General features: G+C 70.3%; 17 protein-coding genes. 4 read left to right on the forward strand and 13 right to left on the reverse strand.

Translation table 11 applies throughout. From position 1 onward, the window contains the following. Position 1 precedes the first annotated feature (1 nt). The 8 genes from FHR33_RS05020 to FHR33_RS05050 form a co-directional block, all read right to left on the reverse strand. The gene (locus tag FHR33_RS05020; protein WP_183644168.1) at positions 2–1,585 is read right to left on the reverse strand and encodes an ABC transporter substrate-binding protein; all 1,584 of its coding nucleotides are present in this window, start codon (positions 1,583–1,585) and stop codon (positions 2–4) included. Positions 1,586–1,671: 86 nt separating this feature from the next. Beyond that, complete coding sequence (locus FHR33_RS05025; RefSeq protein ID WP_183644171.1) at positions 1,672–3,255, reverse strand: PucR family transcriptional regulator; 1,584 nt, start codon at positions 3,253–3,255, stop codon at positions 1,672–1,674. A gap of 29 nt (positions 3,256–3,284) precedes the next feature. After that, on the reverse strand, positions 3,285–4,133 hold the full coding sequence (locus FHR33_RS05030) for a serine hydrolase (protein ID WP_183644174.1): 849 nt from the start codon (positions 4,131–4,133) through the stop codon (positions 3,285–3,287). After that, positions 4,126–5,448, reverse strand: a complete 1,323-nt coding sequence (locus tag FHR33_RS05035) for a serine hydrolase domain-containing protein (protein WP_183644177.1) — start codon at positions 5,446–5,448, stop codon at positions 4,126–4,128. Before FHR33_RS05035 ends, FHR33_RS05030 begins: the two co-directional genes overlap by 8 nt. A gap of 10 nt (positions 5,449–5,458) precedes the next feature. Continuing rightward, positions 5,459–6,769, reverse strand: coding sequence for a serine hydrolase domain-containing protein (locus FHR33_RS48955; protein WP_312895369.1), 1,311 nt, complete (start codon positions 6,767–6,769; stop codon positions 5,459–5,461). After that, on the reverse strand, positions 6,733–8,568 hold the full coding sequence (locus FHR33_RS48960) for a S9 family peptidase (protein WP_221240941.1): 1,836 nt from the start codon (positions 8,566–8,568) through the stop codon (positions 6,733–6,735). Before FHR33_RS48960 ends, FHR33_RS48955 begins: the two co-directional genes overlap by 37 nt. 289 nt (positions 8,569–8,857) lie before the next feature. Further along, positions 8,858–10,024: an elongation factor Tu gene (gene tuf, locus FHR33_RS05045; RefSeq protein WP_183644180.1), complete on the reverse strand. Its 1,167-nt coding sequence runs from the start codon at positions 10,022–10,024 to the stop codon at positions 8,858–8,860. Positions 10,025–10,723: 699 nt separating this feature from the next. Continuing rightward, entirely contained in the window at positions 10,724–11,797 is a 1,074-nt protein-coding gene (locus FHR33_RS05050; RefSeq protein WP_183644183.1) for a YihY/virulence factor BrkB family protein, read from the reverse strand. 237 nt (positions 11,798–12,034) lie between these two features. On the opposite strand from FHR33_RS05050, the gene FHR33_RS05055 reads away from it, so the two are divergent. From FHR33_RS05055 to FHR33_RS05065, 3 genes are all read left to right on the forward strand, one after another. Continuing rightward, positions 12,035–12,295, forward strand: a complete 261-nt coding sequence (locus FHR33_RS05055) for an AbrB/MazE/SpoVT family DNA-binding domain-containing protein (protein ID WP_246451664.1) — start codon at positions 12,035–12,037, stop codon at positions 12,293–12,295. Then, the gene (locus FHR33_RS05060) at positions 12,292–13,335 is read left to right on the forward strand and encodes an alpha/beta fold hydrolase (RefSeq protein WP_183644186.1); all 1,044 of its coding nucleotides are present in this window, start codon (positions 12,292–12,294) and stop codon (positions 13,333–13,335) included. The genes FHR33_RS05055 and FHR33_RS05060 overlap by 4 nt, the downstream gene beginning before the upstream one ends. 454 nt (positions 13,336–13,789) lie before the next feature. Then, positions 13,790–14,200: a DoxX family protein gene (locus tag FHR33_RS05065; RefSeq protein ID WP_183644188.1), complete on the forward strand. Its 411-nt coding sequence runs from the start codon at positions 13,790–13,792 to the stop codon at positions 14,198–14,200. A gap of 11 nt (positions 14,201–14,211) precedes the next feature. On the opposite strand, the gene FHR33_RS05070 is transcribed toward FHR33_RS05065, so the two are convergent. The 5 genes from FHR33_RS05070 to FHR33_RS05090 form a co-directional block, all read right to left on the reverse strand. Further along, complete coding sequence (locus FHR33_RS05070; protein WP_183644191.1) at positions 14,212–14,982, reverse strand: arylamine N-acetyltransferase family protein; 771 nt, start codon at positions 14,980–14,982, stop codon at positions 14,212–14,214. After that, entirely contained in the window at positions 14,979–15,206 is a 228-nt protein-coding gene (locus FHR33_RS05075) for a hypothetical protein (protein WP_183644194.1), read from the reverse strand. Before FHR33_RS05075 ends, FHR33_RS05070 begins: the two co-directional genes overlap by 4 nt. Before the next feature lie 142 nt (positions 15,207–15,348). After that, positions 15,349–15,900 carry an SIS domain-containing protein gene (locus FHR33_RS05080; protein WP_183644197.1) on the reverse strand — a complete coding sequence of 184 codons (552 nt, stop codon included), beginning with the start codon at positions 15,898–15,900 and terminating at the stop codon, positions 15,349–15,351. 320 nt (positions 15,901–16,220) lie between these two features. Beyond that, the gene (locus tag FHR33_RS05085; RefSeq protein WP_183644199.1) at positions 16,221–16,826 is read right to left on the reverse strand and encodes a CAP domain-containing protein; all 606 of its coding nucleotides are present in this window, start codon (positions 16,824–16,826) and stop codon (positions 16,221–16,223) included. A gap of 269 nt (positions 16,827–17,095) precedes the next feature. Continuing rightward, positions 17,096–17,659, reverse strand: a complete 564-nt coding sequence (locus FHR33_RS05090; protein ID WP_221240942.1) for a hypothetical protein — start codon at positions 17,657–17,659, stop codon at positions 17,096–17,098. Between the two features lie 545 nt (positions 17,660–18,204). Here FHR33_RS05090 and FHR33_RS05095 point away from each other — a divergent pair. After that, positions 18,205–18,759, forward strand: a complete 555-nt coding sequence (locus FHR33_RS05095; RefSeq protein WP_183644203.1) for a hypothetical protein — start codon at positions 18,205–18,207, stop codon at positions 18,757–18,759. The last annotated feature ends 9 nt before the right edge of the window (positions 18,760–18,768 follow it).

Consider the following 18,768-nt stretch of genomic DNA (forward strand, 5'->3'; position numbering starts at 1 on the left):
GTCAGCTCGCCTTCGTCATACGGATCGAGCTCGGGATGACGAGGTAGGAGACGGTCTGGACGGTGGCGCCCTTCACCGCGACGACCGCGGTGTTCTCCACCACCGGCACCAGGTCGGCCGCCTCGAACAGGGCCGACTCCGCCGCCTCCCAGTCGGCGCAGCTGGCCGGCGCCGGCTTGCTGCCCGCCTTGGCGACCAGCTCGTTGTAGCGGGGGTTGTCCAGGTGCGCGAAGTTGGCGCCGTCAGGCGCGGCGGGGCCGCTCAGGAAGCCGACGAGCTGGGACGGCAGCAGCACGCCGATCGGCAGCCAGACCACGTCCCAGTCCTGGGTGGCGTTGAGCGACTCGGCCAGCTTGGTGTCGATGACGCCGTTGAGCTTCACCTCAACGCCCGCCTTCTTCCACTCGGCGGCCAGGTACTCGGCCGCGGCCATGAAGGTCGGCCCCTTGGTCGTGACGAACAGGTAGCGCAGGGTGAGGCGCTTGCCGTCCTTCTGCCTGATCCCGTCGGGGCCCGGCTTCCAGCCGGCGGCCTCCAGGGCGGCGGAGGCCGCCTGGGGGTCGTGGGCCGGGACGTGGCCGGTCACGCTGTCGCCCTTGCACGGCCGCGGCTCCATGACCAGGCTCGTGGCCTTGCGTCCTGTGCCGCCGCTCGCGATGCCCGCCAACTGCTGGAGGTTGAGGGCCTGGGTGAGCGCCTTGCGGACGGCGGGGTCCTTGGCGGGCCTGTCGTCGCCCTGGTGGTAGAAGAACTGGCCGTTGCCCATGGCGACGACCAGCTTGGTGATCGAGGGGTCGGCCTCCACGCGCTGCCGGTCCGAGCCCGTCACGATGGTGGCGTTCACCCCTCCCGAGGCCAGCAGGTTGACCGCCGTCTGCTCGTTCGGGACGACCTTGAGCACCACCTTGGCAGGCAGCCCCGGCGTCTTGCCCGTGACGCCCTGCGGCCCCCAGGCGTAGTCCTGGCGCAGGGCGAAGGTGTAGTGGTCGCCCGAGACGGCCTCGGTGAGCTGGAACAGGCCCGAGCCCGAGGTCTGCCTGGCCAGCACCGAGCGGTCCTTGAGTCCCTTGCCGCAGACGATGTAGACGTCTCTGGCGCTCTCCAGGATGAAGGAGAACGGCTTGGGGGTGGCCAGCGTGACCGTGCCGGCGGCGTCGTCGGCCTTGGCGGTGAGGTCGGCGGGAATCAGCACGCCCCTGAGCGGCGACTTGCTGGCGGGGTCGGAGATGTGGTTGAAGTTGGCCGCCACGGTCGAGGGGGTGACGGGCGAGCCGTCGGCGCACGTGACGTTCTTGCGGAGGGTGAAGGTCACAGAGTCTGGTTTGACGTCCCATTTCTCGGCCAGCGAGGCCGCCAGGCCGCCGTCCGGCCTGGCCGCGACGAGGCTGTCGTAGGCGTAGCTCAGCACGGTGTTCGTCACCGACAGGACGGCGGTGGCGGGGTCGAGCACCCCTGGGTCCGCGGTGACGGTGCTGGTGTAGGTGGCGCCGGCTACGACGCCGCCGCCGGGAGTGGCCTGGCCGCCGCAGGAGGCGGTGAGCGCGGCCGTCGTGACGAGGACGGCCACCGACTTCGATGTGTTCATTCGGACTCCGGGGCTGTGGGGTGGCCCCACCCTCCCCTTTGCCCCTGCGCGATTCTTCGTGCGCCGCGACGAAAGGAACCGCCGGGCTAGTGCCGCTGTCCGAAGATCCGCATCATGAGCATGGCCGCCAGCCTGGCCTCGGGATCGGCCAGGTCGAGGCCGCTGATCTCGGTCAGCCTGCGCAGGCGGTACCTGAAGGTGTTGGAGTGCACGTGGACGGCGGCCGCCGCGGCGTTGACGTCGCCGAAGCTGTCGAGGTAGGCGCGCAGCGTCGCGGCCAGTTCGGTGCCGTGCTCGGCGTCGTAGCGCAGCAGGCGCTGGAAGGGGCCCGTCGGTGTCTGCTCCTCCGCGGCCGCGAGGTCACCGAGACGCAGCAGCAGCGCCTCGAAGTGGACGTCACTGTACCCGGCCACCTGCCCCGAGACCCCCCTGGAGCGCAGCACGCGCAGCGACCTGTCGGCGTCGGCCCTCGACCTGGCGACCTCGCCCAGGTCGGCCGCCAGCCTGCCCACACCGATGTTGGCGTTGTGGCGGGGGCCGACCCTGGACAGGAAGCTCTGCGCCACCCGCACCGCGCGAGCCTCCTCCTCTCCGCTGGCGTGCATCGGCAGGACGGCGTAGGCGACCGAGCCGACGAGCGCCGCCGCCGCCTTCGGGTGGATGGCGCCGACGTGCAGGGCCAGGGCGTCGCAGAAGCGCTGCCTGCTCGACTCGGACTGGGCCGCGTCGATCTGGTCGTCGGCCAGCTGGGCGGCCAGGACGCACAGCCGCTCGCTGGCGACGCCGAGCCTGCCCGCGGCCTCGGCCGCGTCCTTGCCGCCCTCCAGGACGGTGGACAGCAGGTCGGCCTGGAGCCGTCTGCGGGTGTCGGCGCCCACGCGCTGGCGCAGCAGGTGCAGCGCGACGATCTTGGCGGCGTCGATCAGCGCCCACTCGCGCTGCTTGCTGAGCGGCTCGCGCACCGCCGCCCAGATGGAGCCGAGGATCTCGTCGCCCGACCTGACCGCGATGGCCACGCGGGGCAGACTCTCGGTCAGGGGGATGTAGACGGGGCCGGGGTTCTGGTAGATCTTGCGGAACCAGCCCTGCTCGTCGAGCATCCGCTGGTAGCTCTCCGGCACCTGCCTGCCCAGCACGGTCGCGATCCTGCCGGGGTCGGCCTCGTCCTGGCGGCCGGAGAAGGCCAGCACCCGCGAGGAGCGGTCTTCAATGGTGATGGGCGCGTCCAGCAGCGCGCACAGCGCGTTCGCCAGGGAGAACAGGTCGTCGGGCGGGCTCTGCCCCGCCTCGGTGAGGTCGCCCTCGGCCAGCAGCGAGCGCAGCAGCGCCGCCACCTGCGACCAGGAGGCGGCGCGGGTGAGGCCGAGGAGGGCGACCCCCGTCTCCAGCACCTTGGCGCGCACCCGCTCGTCCACCGCCACGGGCTGCTTGACCACGATGCCCGAGCCCGCCTTCGCGGCCTCGAGCAGGTCGCAGATGTGCTCGGCGCCCTCGACCCCCACGCCGAGCAGGATGCCACCCGAAGGCAGCATCAGCTCGTCGAGGGGGTCGTAGATGTGCACGCCCGTGACCTCGGTGTCGAGACCGCCGGGGGAGGCGGCCACATCGAGCACGGTGCTGCCCAGGTCGTCGAGGATGCGACGCAGACTGGCCCTCGGCCGGGTCGTCATCTCCTCACGATAATGGACGAAACCCGACATCAGCCGCGCAGCTCGTCGACCGCCCTGCGGGCCGCCGCGCCGATCACGGCGTCCGCGGCGGGCAGGCGGTAGCCGAGCGAGCGCGGCCTGAGGTAGACCGCGACGGCGTAGCGGCCGCCGTCGGGGTACTCCACGACGCCCGCCTCGTTACGGATGCCGAAGATCGTGCCGGTCTTTCCCGACACCCGCACCTCGTCGCCGAAGCCCGACGACAGCCTGTGCGGCCAGATCTGCCTGCCCATGATCTGCCTGACCTCGGCGCACGCCTCGGCGGGTCCCGCCTCGTCGCGCCAGATCTTCGTCAGCAGCGTGGTGGTCTCACGCGGGGTGGAGGCCGAGGTCCTGACGGGGTCGAGCACCGACAGCGTGCGCAACGCGTCGGGATCGGCGTTCTCCAGTTCCTCCCACGTGCCCGCGCCCAGCTCGGTGAGCACGGAGCCGAGCAGCACGCGGCAGTCGCCGACCAGGCGCGTGTTCTTCAGCCCGAGCTCGGCGAGGGTGGCGTTGACCCGCTCCACCCCCACCCTCTCCAGCAGCGCGTCGGTGGCGGCGTTGTCGCTCATCGACATCATGAAGTGCGCCAGGTCGCGCAGCGACAACTCGATCTCGTCGGCGCAGCCGGAGGTGCCGATGCCGCCGTCGCGGTGCTCCATGGTCAGCGGCAGCCGCTCGGTCCTGCAGAGCAGGCCGTCGGCGGCCTGGCGGGCGTACTCCAGGACGATCGGGATCTTGAAGACGGAGGCGAGCACCACGGGATCGTCGGCCCCGTGGCACACCTCCTTCACTCCGTCGACCTCGCGGGCGTGCAGGAAGCCCTCCACGCCCGCGGCCTCGAACAGCTCACGCACGTGGCACCGCCCTGCCGTTGTGCAGGTAGGCGGCCCTGCCGCCCTCGAGCACGAAGGTGATCGGGAGGTGACCCCCCGACTCAGCCTCCACCGTGATGAAGGTCTGGCCCGACAGGTGCACGTACCTCTCGGTCCTCCGCTGGACGCCGGCCTTGGCCATGAACTCGCCGGGGATGGTGGTGACGTCGAGGCCGCCGTCGGCGGCCGTCACCTCCAGCACGGCGGAGGGGGCGCTGTAGGTGCCGATGTACGGCGCCGCGTCGACCTCCCGCCGCTGCTCGGGCGGGGTGGGCAGGGCGGGCACCGGCAGCCCGGTCAGCTCGCGGATGACCGGCAGGGCCAGCTCGTCGACCAGCCCGAGAAAGCCGCCGCCGTTGCCGCTCATCGCGAGCGTGACGTCGCTGCCCGGGATGATGCGCCAGAACGTGCTCTGCCCGATCGTGCCGCCGTCGTGGCCGATGACGGGCGCGCCCCAGTCGAACAGCTCGAAGCCGAGCCCCCACCGGTCGGCCATCAGACCGCCGACGCCGGGCACGTCCACCTGAGGGGTGGTCATCGCGGCGATGGTCTCGGCCTTGAGCACGCCCTCGCCGCCGTTGAGGAACATCCGGCCGAAGCGGACCAGCTCGCGCGGGGCCAGACACATCGTCGATCCCGCGGGAGCGTTGGAGCGCGGCATCTGCCAGTGGGGGTTCACCGCGTTGTCAGGCCCGACGTGCCCCGCCGAGGCGCGGAACAGGATCGCCTCCTCCGGCAGCAGGCCCACGTGCGTGACGCCGAGCGGGTCCAGCAGCCGCTCGCGCATCGTCTCCTCCCAGGTGCCGCCGCCGAACCTGGCCGCCAGGGCGCCGAGCACGACGAAGCCGGAGTTGCAGTAGGAGAACAGCTCCCCTGGAGCGTGCGCCTGGCCCGCGTCGTGCAGGAACGCGATGTAGCGGTCGAGGCTGTCGTCGCCGCGGCCGGTGTCCTCGAACAGGTCGCCGGCGATGCCGCTGGTGTGGGTGAGCAGGTGCCTGACCGTCACCGTCTCGCTCACCTCGGGGTCGGCCACGGCGAACTCGGGCAGGTACGTGCGCACCGGCGTGTCGAGGTCGACCAGCCCCTCCTCGACCAGGCGCATCACCAGGGCGGAGGTCCAGATCTTGGTCGTTGAGCCGACCTGGAACAGGCTGTCGGTGGTGGTCTCCACGCCCGTGTTCCTGTTGAGCACGCCGGTGGCGGCCTCGACGAGCTCCGTGCCGGTCCAGACCGCGATGGCGGCTCCCGGCACGTCGTGGCGGCGGGCGGCCTCGTCGAGACGCTTCTGCAGGTCCATGTCGCGCTCCTCAGGAGATCTTGGGGGTGGCCCGGGCGCCCAGGTGGACGTATGGTGAGCCGTCGGCCAGCTCGTAGAAGACCGCCGACAGCCATTGCGGGTCTCCCGGCATGCGGCCGACGAAGGTGACCTCGTCCACGGCGGTCAGGTCGAAGGTGACCGGCTCGTCAAGGACCTTCAGAGCGCCGGTCGACTCCATGCTCAGCGAGAGGCCGCCGTCGCGCTCGGCGACCGTGATTCGCGCGCCGACCCGCTCGTACACGCCGGCGAAGCGGCTCTCGTCCACCTCCACGGGCTGCTCGGGCGGTCCCAGCACAGGCGGCACGGCCACGCCGTCGAGGTCGCGGAACAGCTCGGTGGACAGGGCATGCATGAAGGCGGCGCTGTGGCCGCCGTTGACCACGGCGCACGCGATCGTGCCGGTGTCGGGCAGCATCCACAGCATCGCGGACTGGCCGATGGTGTTGCCGCCGTGGGAGACGACGCGGTGACCGTCCCACTCGTCGAGAATCCAGCCGAGGCCCCAGTGCCTGCCGAGGGTGTGCGGGTTGGGGAGCTCGACCTGCGGCTCCCACATGGCCCTCGGGTCCTTGAGCAGGCCGCCCTCGAGGTGGGCGCGGGCGAAGGCGACCACGTCGGCGGGGCGGGCGTTGATCAGGCCGGCCGGGCCGCAGGAGCGCATCAGGCCCCAGGTGGGTGCCGGCTCGCCGTCGACGTGGCCGACGGCCGCGCCGAAGCGCAGCACGTCCTCTGGCAGGGTCCAGGTATGGGTGAGGCCGAGCGGTTCGATGATCTGCTCGCGCAGCGCCTGGTCCCACACCTGGCCCGTCAGCCGTTCGACCAGACGTCCCGCGATGATGAAGCCGGAGTTGCAGTAGGACTGCGTGACGCCCAGCGGGTGGTTCTGCGCCAGATCGGCGCAGGCCTCGACGTAACGCTCGACGCAGTCGTCGCCACGCCCGGTGTCGAGGAACAGGTCGCCGTCGATGCCCGAGGTGTGGGTCAGCAGGTGCCGGACGGTGACCGTCCTGGTGACCTCCGGGTCGGCGACCCTGAACTCGGGCAGGAGCTCGGCGACGGGCGTGTCGAGGGTGAGCAGGCCCTGCTCGGCCAGCAGCAGGATCTGGGTGGCGGTCCAGACCTTGGTGACCGAGCCGATCTGGAACAGAGAGTCGGGGCTCGCCTTCGCGCCGGTGCGCGTGTTGAGCACGCCGGCGGCGCCCTCGTGCAGCTCGCCCTTGTGGAGGTATGCCAGTGCGGCGCCAGGGACGTCGTATTCGCTGATCAGCTCTCCGAGCCGATCACCCATTGCTCCAGCCACGCGACGATCCTTTCGTTGTAGTCGAGACGGTGGGACGGACGGCCTTGGATGATGAACAGGTGGCTCGCGCCCGGGTACCTGACCAGGCGGGCGGGCACGCCGCGCTCGCGGAGTGCGGAGAACCACTGCTCGGCCTGCCCGACGGGGCAGCGGTCGTCGCGCTCGCCGTGCAGGAGGAGGGTGGGGGCGGTCACGGCGGCGACGTGGGTGAGCGGCGACTGCGCGGCGAGGTCGCCGCAGCATTCGAACATCTTCAGGAAGTAGCCCGCGTCCGAGGTGCCCGACATGCTGGTCAGGTCGCTGACGCAGCCGCCGGGAACGGCCGCCTTGAACCTGCCGTCGGTGGCCGACAGCCAGCAGGCCATGTAGCCGCCGTAGCTGTAGCCGGTGACGGCGAGACGGTCGGGGTCGGCGACGCCCTCGGCCACGAGCGCGTCGATCGGGGAGAGGAAGTCCTCCGCGTCGGACAGGCCCCATGCGCCGACCGCGGCGGTGTAAAAGGCCTCGCCGTAGCCGTCGCTGCCGCGCGGGTTGAGGGTGAGCACGCTCCAGCCACGGGCGGCGAGCACCTGGTGGTAGAGGTGGACGCCGTCGAAGACCGGCCCCCACGCGTTGTGCGGGCCGCCGTGCACGTCGAGCAGGAGCGGGCCCGCTCCCGTCCGCTCGGGGTCGCGCAGCAGGAAGCCCTCGACGGGGGTCCCGTCGGGGGCGGTGAACAGGCGCCGCTCCAGCGGGAAGAGCTCGAGGTCCGGCAGCGTGTGGTCGGTCAGCCGCTCGCCGTCGAGGTAGATGTCGCCAGGGCTGGACGGGGTGGCGGCCACGTAGGCGAGGCGAGCGCCGGCGACGCTGACGCCGCTGACGCTGTGCTCGCCGCCGACCTTCGTCCGGCCCGGCGCGCCGTACAGGTGGGTGAGGCCGCCGTCGCGGGCGCAGAACAGCAGCTCCTCGCCGAGCAGGACGGGCGGGGCGCCGGGATAGCCGGAGTGGCCGAGCATGACGTTGCGGTCCAGGCCCGTCTCGACCTCGGCCAGACCGCCGGCCTCGAGGGTGAACAGCCTGGTGTGGCCGGTGGGGTCGCCCTTGAAGCCCGCGACCACGAGGCGCTCGCCGAGCCACCAGACACCCGCGCAGATGACGTCCTGCTCGGTCAGCCGCTTGGGTGCGGCCCCCTCCAGCCCGACGACGTAGACCGCGCCCGCGGGGGTGAGGTCCCTGTCCTCCTCCATACTGGTGACGAAGGCCAGCTGCTGCCCGTCGGGCGACCAGGACGGCGGGCCCGCGTGGAAGTCGCCGTCGGTGAGCTGGACGCGCTCCCCCGTGGCGACCTCGACGACGAACACGTGGGAGCGCACGCCGCGCAGCAGCCCTGGTCCGTCGGCCTTGTACTCCAGGGTGTCGGCGACGACCGGCGCGTTCGCCTCGGGCTCGCCGTGGGGGGCGGTGAAGGCCAGGCGGCTGCCGTCCAGCGACCAGACCGCGGGGCCCGCCGCGGCGCCGGTGAGCGCTCGCGGCTCGCCGCCGTCCATGGGCAGCAGGTGCAGCTGCGGCCTGCCGTCCACGGGGCGCAGGAACGCGAGCGTGCGGCCGTCGGGCGACCAGCGGGGCGCCAGGTCGTGGGGGCCGCTGGTGAGACGGCGGGGCTCGGCGCCGGGCGCGGCCAGCCAGATCTCCGACCGGTTCTCGTCGGAGTCCTTGTCCGCGGTGGTCACCGTGTAGGCGACGGCCGCGCCGTCGGGACGCAGCTGTGGATCTCCCGGTACGGCGATGCGGTACAGGTCGGTCAGCGAGAGGCGGGACATGGTCGAACGGTAGGCCAGTGATCATGGGTCATCTTCGGCCGTCCGCACAAAAGCCGGACCGCTTCGTTGTGCGCGCCGACGAGGAGGAGCGAGGCCTCCGGAATGGTCACCAGGGCCCGGCTCCGGCCTCCGCCCGACAACGATCACGGTCTTCTGGTCGCGGCGCGGCCGGCACCGCCTCCATCCGGCCGTCCGCTGGTGGGCCGCCCCGCGGTCGGGATCACCTTCGCCAGGCGAAACAGCCGGACCCCCGAAGGGGTCCGGCCGTCGCGGCCCGGATCGGGCCTGGCTAGTCCTGGACGGCCAGGACCGTGCCGGCGCCGACCGTCAAGCCGCCTTCGCGGATCGCGAAGCCCAGCCCGGGCTCCAGGGCCACCGCCTTGCCCAACTCCACCACCGCCTCGACCGTGTCTCCCGGCTCGGCCGGCGCGTCGATGACGATCTGGCCTGGCACGTCGGTCGTGCGGAGGTAGAACTGTGGCCGGTAGCCGTCGGCGATCGGCTTGCGCCGCCCGCCCTCGGCCTCCGTGAGCAGGTAGATCCTGGCCGTGAGCCGCCGGTGGGCGGTCTGCGAGCCGGGCGTGGCCAGGACCATCCCGCGGCGTACCTGCTCGCGCCGTACCCCGCGCAGGAGCACCGCGGCGTTGTCCCCGGCCTCGCCCCTCTCCATGGTTCGGCCGAACGTCTCCACCCCGGTCACCACCGCGGTGAACGTCTCGCCGAACCCGACCACCTCGACGGTGTCGCCCAGCTTGACGACGCCGCGCTCGATCGCTCCGGTGACGACCGTGCCGCGCCCTGTGACGGTGAGCACGTTCTCCACCGGGAGCAGGAACGGGGCGTCGACGTAGCGGACCGGCATCGGAATGTGCTCGTCGACGGCCCGCAGCAGCGCCTCGATGGAGGCCGTCCACTCGGGGTCACCCTCGAGCGCGCGCAGCCCGGAGACCCGGACCATGGGCACGTCGTGGTAGCCGTGCTCGGCCAGCAGCTCGCCCAGCTCCAGCTCGACCAGGTCGGCCAGCTCGGGGTCGGCGCCGTCGGCCTTGTTCAGCGCGACGACCAGGTGCTCGACCCCGACCCGCTTGGCGAGCAGCACGTGCTCACGGGTCTGCGGCATGATGCCGTCCTGCGCGGAGACGACCAGGATCGCCCCGTCGAGCTGCGCCGCCCCCGTGATCATGTTCTTCACGTAGTCGGCGTGACCGGGCATGTCGACGTGCGCGTAGTGACGGGTGTCCGTCTCGTACTCGACGTGCGAGATGTTGATCGTGATGCCCCGCTGCGCCTCCTCGGGCGTGCGGTCGATCCTCTCGAACGGCGTGTACGTCGCCCCGCCCCGCGCGGCGAGCACCTTGGTGATCGCGGCGGTCAGCGTGGTCTTGCCGTGGTCGACGTGACCCATCGTGCCGATGTTGAGGTGCGGCTTGTTGCGCACATAGGCCTGCTTGGCCATGGTTCCTTCCCTTGACGCCTGAGATGTGGTGTGACCCGTGTGCGGGTCGGTCAACCTCCCCCCGCCGGGTCACATCAGGACTTACGGGAAGAGGTCAGCGCTCCAGGCCGTCGAAGGCACGCTCGAACGCGCCCGCGGCTGCGGGCGTCGTCAGGTGAGCGTGGCGGAACATGAGCGTCATAGTGCCGGATACGAGCACCGACGGGCAACGGATTATTCCGGAGGCTCTGTGTCGCCCACCTCCGGTGTGCACCTTCCGCCGTTTGATACCTTTTGGCCCCGACCGAAATGAGGGGCTTTGGCAGGTCTTCACTTCAGACATGCATGGACGACGTTCGAGGCGATCGGCCTGGTGGTCACACAGCGTTGCGACATTTGCGGCAAAACCCGGGTTCGCATACAGAGCAAACCCATCGCCCAAGAACCCAGTTGTCGCCTCGAGTCACTTATGGACAGCCCAGAGACTGTCGACGACTCGAGCCTGCGCCGCGCGAGCTAGATTCAGCACGTTATTGCCGCCCCAAAGACAGACAACATCCTGACAGTCCTACACAGTTCGGATTGGTCTACGCAGTCAGCTGGCTGAGACGGCACCTTTGCCGCTCGGCGGGCACCCACCCTCCGGTCGCGGCAGTACGCGTGGAGGGGTCGACCGACTCCTCCACGACGCGGCGCGCCAGGGCTGGGGCAGCCGAACGCTCAGGCCTCCGGACGGCCGGGATCACCGTCGCGCGATAGTGGTGGACCGCCGCGATGGGTCAGCCGGATGAGGCGGCGGCCGGCGGCGATGGCGGCGGAGCCGACCGCGCCGACCAGCGGTTCGCGCTCCTCTTGGGCAGTCGGGCCCTTGTCGGGCAGGGCGGGTTCCACGCAACCGGCCCGACAGCTCTCCAACTGGGCGGCGAAGGCCAAGCCGAGGAACAGGGCGATCGAGCTGAGGAACGCCCACAGCAGCAGCGCCATGACCGCGGTCAGCGGGCCGTACGTGCTGCCGAAGGTGCCGCTCGTGCCGGTGTAGAGGGCCAGGCCCATCGTGAAGGTCATCCACAACGCCAGCGTCACCAGCGCACCGAACGCCAGCCAGGTGTGGCCGGGCTGCCTGCGCCTGGGCGCGGCGCGGAAGAGCACCGAGGTCGAGGCGAGGGCCAGCAGGAAGCCGACAGGCCAGCGCGTCAGGTCGAAGGCGCCGCGCAGGCCAGGACCCCACTGGTACACGCTCGCCAGCGCGTCGCCGATGGCCGCGCCGCCGACCATGACGACGAACCCGGCCACCATGAGGGCTCCGGCGGTCAGCGCCAGGATGATCGCCCTGCCGTACTTGCGGTGGAAGGGCCGGTCGCGCTCCATTCCGTAGATGCGGTTGGCGCCCCGCTCGACCTGGGCCATCGTGCTGGTCAGCGAGGCCAGCGCGGTGCCGAGGCCGAGCCAGAGCGCCACCGCGTCGCGGGTGCGCGCGCCCTGGTTGAGGATCTCGAGCACCGCGGCCCCGCCCTCGCCAGGGGCCAGGTTGCTCAGCGCCTGCTGCAGCACCTGGCCGAGGTGCTCCTGATGGGCCACGGAGGCGAGGCCGACCAGCGCGATCGTGCCGGGGATGATCGACAGACACAGCTGGAAGGCCAGGGCACGCGAATGGCTCATGCCGTCGCCGTAGCGGAAACGCACGAACGAGTCATGGGCGAGGCGGCGCATGCCGTACTGCTTGAGGGTCGTCCACGCGTCGTCGGCGGAAAGCTCCATCGTGCGCGTCTGGGGGACGAGGGTTGCGGATCCCACGGGGTAAAGCTACCCATCCCCAACCGAACGTTACATTCCGGGTGGCCGGGCACCGCCGCGCGGTGCCCGGGACGATCGCTGATCACACCGACGCCGACCTCTTCGACGACTTGTGCCGGCCTTCCCCAGCTGAGATCTCTGGTCGTGAGCTCTCTCGAACGAGGGCCGCTGAGGTCGGGTGCGAAAAGTAGGAAAAGTAGGTAAAGTCGTACCCAGGATACTGGGAGGGGTGGGCGCATGGCGGGGAAGATGATCGAGGGGCCGGACGGCCGTTACATCGTGGGCACCGTGAAGATCGGCGAGAAGGGGCAGATCGTCATCCCGAAGGATGCGCGCGACCTGCTCGGCCTCCAACCGGGCGACACCCTGCTCGTGCTCGTGGACCGCGAGCAGGGCATCGCGCTGGTCGACAACGAGAGGTTCCGGAACTTCGCGACAGGTGTCCTCGCCGTGCAGGAGGAGGCGTCCGCCGATCCCGGCCGGGAGAAGGACCGGTGACCGGTTACCTCAACCCCTTCGAGGGGCAGCGAGAACCGTTGCCGTCCGAGCTGGTCGGAGCCGGCTTCCGCCAGGAGTTCGCCGAGTTCGACGGCGTGCTCATCAGCTACGTCCGCGGCCCCGAAGTGGGTGTGCCCCTCCTCCTCGTCCCCGGCCAGATGAGCTTGTGGAGCAGTTACCGCCTGGTCATGCCGAAGCTCGCGCGGCGGTTCACGGTGTACGCCGTCGATGTCCGCGGGCACGGGAACTCCTCCTGGACGCCAGGGGACTACTCATGGGACTCCGCGGGCACGGACGTGGCGCACTTCCTGCGGCAGGTCGTCGGGAGACCCGCGATCGTCAGCGGGAACTCCTCCGGCGGCATCCTGGCCCTGTGGTGTGCCGCCCGTGTCCCGGAACAGGTCGCAGCGATCGTTCTGGAGGACCCGCCGATCTTCTCGGCCGAGCTGCCGCGCTTCCGTGACCGGGACCGCTGGGTCCACAGCAGCCTCGCTCACGCCGTACAGGTGCTCGGTGACCTCGATCATCAGCGTGTGGCCGACATCCTTCGCCAGGAGATCCCCGTCTCCGAGACCAGGACCGTCCGGATGCCGGATCGCTTCATCGACTTCCTCGACCGCCTGGTGACCCGTCACCGACGGCAGCACCCCGGCCGCCCGGCCGGTCTCGGCGTTCGGTGGCTGCCACGGTCGCTGAGCGAGCCGATCCGGGCGGCGTCGATGTTCGACCCCGACTTCGCCAGGGCGTTCGTCGACGGCCGTTTCTACGGCGACTTCTCTCACGAGGCAGCCCTACGGGCGACGACCGTCCCCGTCCTGCTGTTGCACGCCAACTGGAACCGGTACGACAGGTACGGACTCGTCGGCGCCATGGATGATGATGACGCCCGCAGGGTACGTGAGCTCGTCCCTCAGACCGTTTACCGCCGGATCGACGCCAGGCATGTCATCCACGACGACGAACCTCGCGAGTTCATCGCCGCCGTGACCGGTTTCGCCGACACGCTCCCGTCCTTGATCGGGTCCCCTCCCAGGGGATGACGGCCCGCGCCGCATCACGCAGCCGATGAAATCCGCCGCGTGGTGAACCGCCTGCGCAAGCGAGGGCGCGCCGCCCGGCCTGAAGGTCCACGTTGACCACAGGCCCCGTCTCGCCGGCCTGCTCCCGCGGCGGCTGGAACCCGTTCCTTCGCCGGGCCGGTTGTCCCGACACGGTGGCGCCGTCGGCCCCAGGGAGCCGAGGCGCGTGAGAACCGCGGCTCGACGTCGTCCGCCCGCGTGGTCGCCGCGTTGCCCGCGCGTTCGAGTTCGAAGAGGCGCCCCGCCATGTCGCGCGCGGTCGAGTTCGAAGAGGTGCTCCCGCCATGTCGCACGCGGTCGAGTCGAAGAGTGCCCCGCCTTGTTTTCGCGGGTCGGTCAAATACCCGGCAAATGTCCTTTGGACTGCCAGAGCGCTTCTCGCCGAACGGGCAGGGCCACCTGAAGAGGAGCCATCATGAACTTTCTGGAGAAGGCCAAGCCGTACGTCCTGTCGATATTCCGCATCGTCGTCGGACTGCTCTTCGCCTGCCACGGCGCAGCCAAGCTGTTCGGCGTGCTCGGCGGCGAGGCGGTCCCCGTCGGCGTCTGGCCACAGTGGTACGCGGGCATCATCGAGTTTGTCGGAGGAGGCCTCGTCCTTCTCGGCCTCGCCACTCGAATCGCGGCGTTGATCTGCTCGGGTGAGATGGCCTACGCGTACTTCGTCGTCCATCAGCCGCGAGCCCTGTGGCCGCTGCAGAACGAGGGGGAGCTGGCCGCCGTCTACTCCTGGTCGTTCCTGCTGATCGCGGTGCTGGGCCCAGGGGTGTGGGCGCTCGACACGTTGCTGGGCCGTGCCCGCAAACGAGCTCCGGCCAGGACCTGAACCAACGACGTCTATCTTCCGATGGAGGGAAGGCGGTCGAGCGAGATCGCGAAGTGGTCGGCGTAGGCGGGAAGGAGGTCGCCTTCCCGCAGGACGCGTTCGGTGCGCTCACCCGAGGCGGTGTGGATCAGCTTGCTGCCGCTGATCGTGATCCGGCCCTCGTCGGTGCGCATCGAGCAGACCGGCGATCTGGTGAAGTGCGACTCCGGAGAGGTCGCCTGCCACCAACACATCGGGACGAAGTCCTCCAGCTCGTACGGCCGGGCGGTCAATCGGTAAGCCGGGTCGCCGTTGTGCACGACGTCGAGGTCGCCGTGGCCACTGGGGGCGGGCCCGATCTGAGACACACCAGCGTCGTCCTTCTGCTCCGCGCGCTCGTCGAGGCGCAGCGGAGCGTCGGCGAAATCCCCGAAGCCGACGTCGACCAGCCACGGCTCGTCGAGCTCGACGCGCAGCGCCAGGTGGTCGAACAGCGGGCCCGGTCGGCTGCCCTTGAAGACCCGTGCGGCCAGCAGCGTCACCCGGTAGCCGAGGGCGGTCAGCAACTCGGCGAACAACCCGTTCAACTCGTAGCAGAAGCCACCGCGGCGGCGCTCGACGATCTTGTCGAAGAGCGCCTCGGACTCGAGCGAGATCGGCTCGCCGAGATGGATGCTCAGATTCTCGAACGGCACGGCCTTCAGATGCGCGAGTTGCAGGGCCCGTAGGCTCTGCGCGTCCGGCACCGCGGGCCGAGCGACGCCGAGCCTGTCCAGATAGCCGGTGATCCGCGACTCGTTCATCGATACTCCTGAAGCGTGGCGACCCCTGGATCCATCCGCGGGGTACAGGCGACGACGACGGCGCGCTCGGTGCGGTACCGGCCGTCGACGATCCGGATCATGCCCCTGGCCGCGCGGCCGGCGAACGCGGCGCGCGCCACCTCGGCCAGGCTCTCACCGGACCGGCCCAGGTCGGAGCGCCGCTCGACCATCTCGCCGTCCCATCGGTCGATGATCTCCTCCATGAACGTCAAGCTGGTCCGTGTTCGCCCCGCGACCGCCGCGGCTTGATGAATCATAAGCTTTCCGGCTCACGCTGAGCCGTGTGCTCGCTCGCCTGTCCCCTGGCGCGGACGACGCCGTAGCCGTCATGCATGGACGGCCTGCTCACTCCATGTTGGTGTGTCTGGCGCGCATCGCCTCGCCCGTCGCGCCGGTCAGCGTCCTGAGCTTCAGCACCATCACCTCGAACAGCACGAACAGCGCGCCCTCGTAGACCGAACCCATCGGCAGGACCTGCCCTTCGCCCTGATCGCCGGCCATGGTCTGTGCCGGGATCACGAGCACGAAGTCGGCCAGCATTGCCGCGCCGCTCTCAGGCTCAGCCGTGAGCAGAAGGTTCGTCGTGCCCGCCGCTCTCGCCGTCCGCATCAGCGCCAGCACCGTGGATGTCTCGCCTGGACCGGAGGTGACGAGGAGCACATCACCGTGTCCCAGCGCCGGCATGGTCACGTCGCCGACCACCCCCACCGGCAGGCCGAGGTGGAACAGGCGCATCGCGAACCCTTTGATCTGCAGCGCCTCCCTGCCGCAGCCGTAGACCCCGATCCTTCTCGCGTCAGCGATCATCCGGCAGGCCGCGTCGATCAGCCTGTCGTCCACCTTCGCAAGCGCAGCGCCAAGCTCGTCGAGCGCGGCGCGCATGAGGGTGTCGCTCATGGCAGCTCCGCCATCAGGTCCTTGGTCTGGCGATGGTGATTCTTGGATACCCGGCGCTGTCGCTCCTAGACGGCATGGATCTGTCAGGCTTCTGCCGCAAGGTCCTTCCCCGTCACCGTCGGAGCATGGCGAGGCCCGTGGCCGGAGGCTCAACAGGTGCGGCGCTTGTCCCATGCCGGCGCCGTCGCTCGGGTGGCGCGGCGTTACGGATGGGCGGAGCCGACCACACACGACCGCTCGTGGGTGGGGCGGCACGCCGATGACGAGCCGTGGGCGGGTTGAGGAGCGGTGGGAGAGCCTTCTCGTCAGGTCCGCAGGGGTCAGCTGGGCCTCTTGCCGAGCCTCTTGCCGATGACCTTGTCGCCGAAGGTGACCGTCCAGTGGGTCTTGTCGCCGTTGACCGCCCGGCCGACACCGAACGACTTCAGGCCGGGGTCGAGCAGGATGTCGCGGTGACGGAGGCCGAGCTTGGGCGACTCCACCGTCCACCAGTGCATCGCGTCGGCGGGCCGGCTCGAGCCGCCCCACCCGTAGTAGTTGATCTCACTGACCCGGTTGAGGCCTGTGACCCCGCACTGCGTCAGCCGCGTGGGGATGTCGCGGCCCAGCGTGTCGACGTGATCCTTGGGTGAATGCCCGCGCGCCGCGCTGTCATGGCTCGCCCAGGCCGCGGCGCGTTGCAGGCTCGTCGCGGAGATCAGCTTCGGCACTCCGTTCGCGGCGCGGAACCGGTTGATCTGCGCGTGGAGTTCGCTCTCTACCTGGTCCAGGTACAACGCCCGCAGGTCCTGCAGAGAGTTGGTGCTCATCCTGCAGTTGGTGATCGGTGCGGCCGCCTGCGCAGGGCCTGCGACCAGAGCGCCGACGCCGAGGGCGATCGCTGGGGCGAGAACCGTGATCCGGGTCGTCCGGTGGCGCTGCTTCATCTCTACCTCGCTGATGGGCTCGGCTGGCGGTGATGCCACTGTGCGGCCGTCCACCTGCAGTGCGCCTGCTCCCCGCTTGCACGGACGCCACCGCGGAGGCGTCCCCCGGCATCGCCGCTTCGCCGAGAATCCGCAAAACGTGCCATCGTCGCCGCTTCACCGAGGATCCGAACGCGTCCGAGGTGTCCCCCTCGTCGCCGCTTCACCGAAGGTCCAGACAGCGGAAGGGGCCATCCCGCCGTGGCGGGATGGCCCCTTGTCAGGATGGGTCAGGCGTCGGCCTCGCAGGAGGTCTCCGCCTCCGCGTCGCAGAGATCGGTCCCTGCTCCGCCGAAGACCTGGTCGAAACCGCCGTCGTTGCCGAGAAGGATGTCACTGCCTCCGTTGCCGTCGATGATGTCGTTGTCGCCGTCCCCGGAGACGAAGTCGCGGGCCGAGCCGCCGGAGAAGACGTCGCCGCCGGGACCGAGGAAGCCCCTCAACGGCAGCGTGGTGTTGTTGCGCACCGTGTCGGCTCCGCCCTGCGTGTTGACGAGGATGTTGGTGATCCCCGCGCTGTTGCAGCGGACGGTGTTGGCGTCGAGATTCGCGCAGGTGAAGCTGCCGGCGAGGAGGGTGTCCTTGAAGTTCCTGACCACCAGGAACCCTCCCTCCACGCTGATGTTGATCTCGTCGCCGATGTTGCTCGAGTTCACTGAGAGCTTCCCGCTGATCGCCACCACATTGGTGGCGGCCATGGCGGGTGTGGCGCCGACGGTCGCGAGCGGGATGGCGAGCAGTGCCCCCGTCGCCAACGCGCGTAGACCGGTCCTGCGCCCGAGGTTGAGCTTCACTTCTACTCCTTTGAGTTATGGGCCCCCTGTCACGACGTGGAGTACATCGCGATTCCCGCCCAAGGAGTGCGTACGAATGCACACAACGAAGCGGTCCTTTTACCGGTTGACCGCTTCCGCAGGTCGGGGCGGCTCCAGGCGACGGAGCGCCGGGCAGGCCGGCCAGCCGTACCGGTCGGCCTGAGGAGGGGTTGAGCGGCGGCGCCCCCGGTCCCGTCATCCGCAGGAGTTCGGGACGGTTCGAGAGGACCACTAAGTAGCTCAACCTGACGATGCCCTCGGCAGCTCCCCGCTGCCGAGGGCATCTCTCTGCCCGCCGTGACCACCAACAGAGGAGACCTGCTGTGAAGACGCACCACCCTGCCGCTGCGTTCGGGGGTGAGCTGTGATGGGCATGCACACGATCACCTGCGACGCAGGCATCGTCGCCGTCGACCTGTTCTCGGCCAAGAGCCCGGCCCGACCTGTTCGACGGTGAGCACCTTGGCCAGGACGGCCCCACCCACGCGCTCGTCCTCGAGGTCGTCCGCGATGACGGCGAGCTGGTGGTGCTCGGCGACCACCGCACCATCGCGGCGCTGGTGCGCCGCATCATCGTTCGCGCCCGTACCGCGCTGGCCGGCAGCGGCGCCCGCGTCCTGCCGGACGTGCCGCTCCGGCTCGGGGTCATCGCTGCGGAACTGCAGCGGGCCGGGCTGGGCCTGGACGACGCCGCGGCGGTGATGCTGGCCGACCAGGTCGACGAGGCGCTGCACCGGGCGGGCCTGCACGTCACCGAGCGGGAGCATGAGCAGTCTGCCGCGACGGACGCCAGGCACCAGCTGCAGCCCGGGGCGGTGGTCCGTCGCTACACCGAGCCCTGCAGGGGCGGCCTGTGGGCGGACATGCCGTGCTGCGACCGGTGGGCCAAGCCGGTCGTCGGCCGCGACGAGCACTGCGACCTGGAGGAGATCGAGCAACTGGTGACGTGCCAGTCGTGCCCCTTGGCGTACAAGGTCCGGCTGGAGCGCGAGTACGACGGCGGCTACCTGGCCATCTTCACGGTCCTCGACGGCGCGTTGGCGGCGTCCCGCATGAGGCCACCCGGCGCAGGTAGTTAGATCACCGCC

The sequence above is a fragment of the Nonomuraea dietziae genome (assembly GCF_014195505.1).
GTDB lineage: Bacteria > Actinomycetota > Actinomycetes > Streptosporangiales > Streptosporangiaceae > Nonomuraea > Nonomuraea roseola.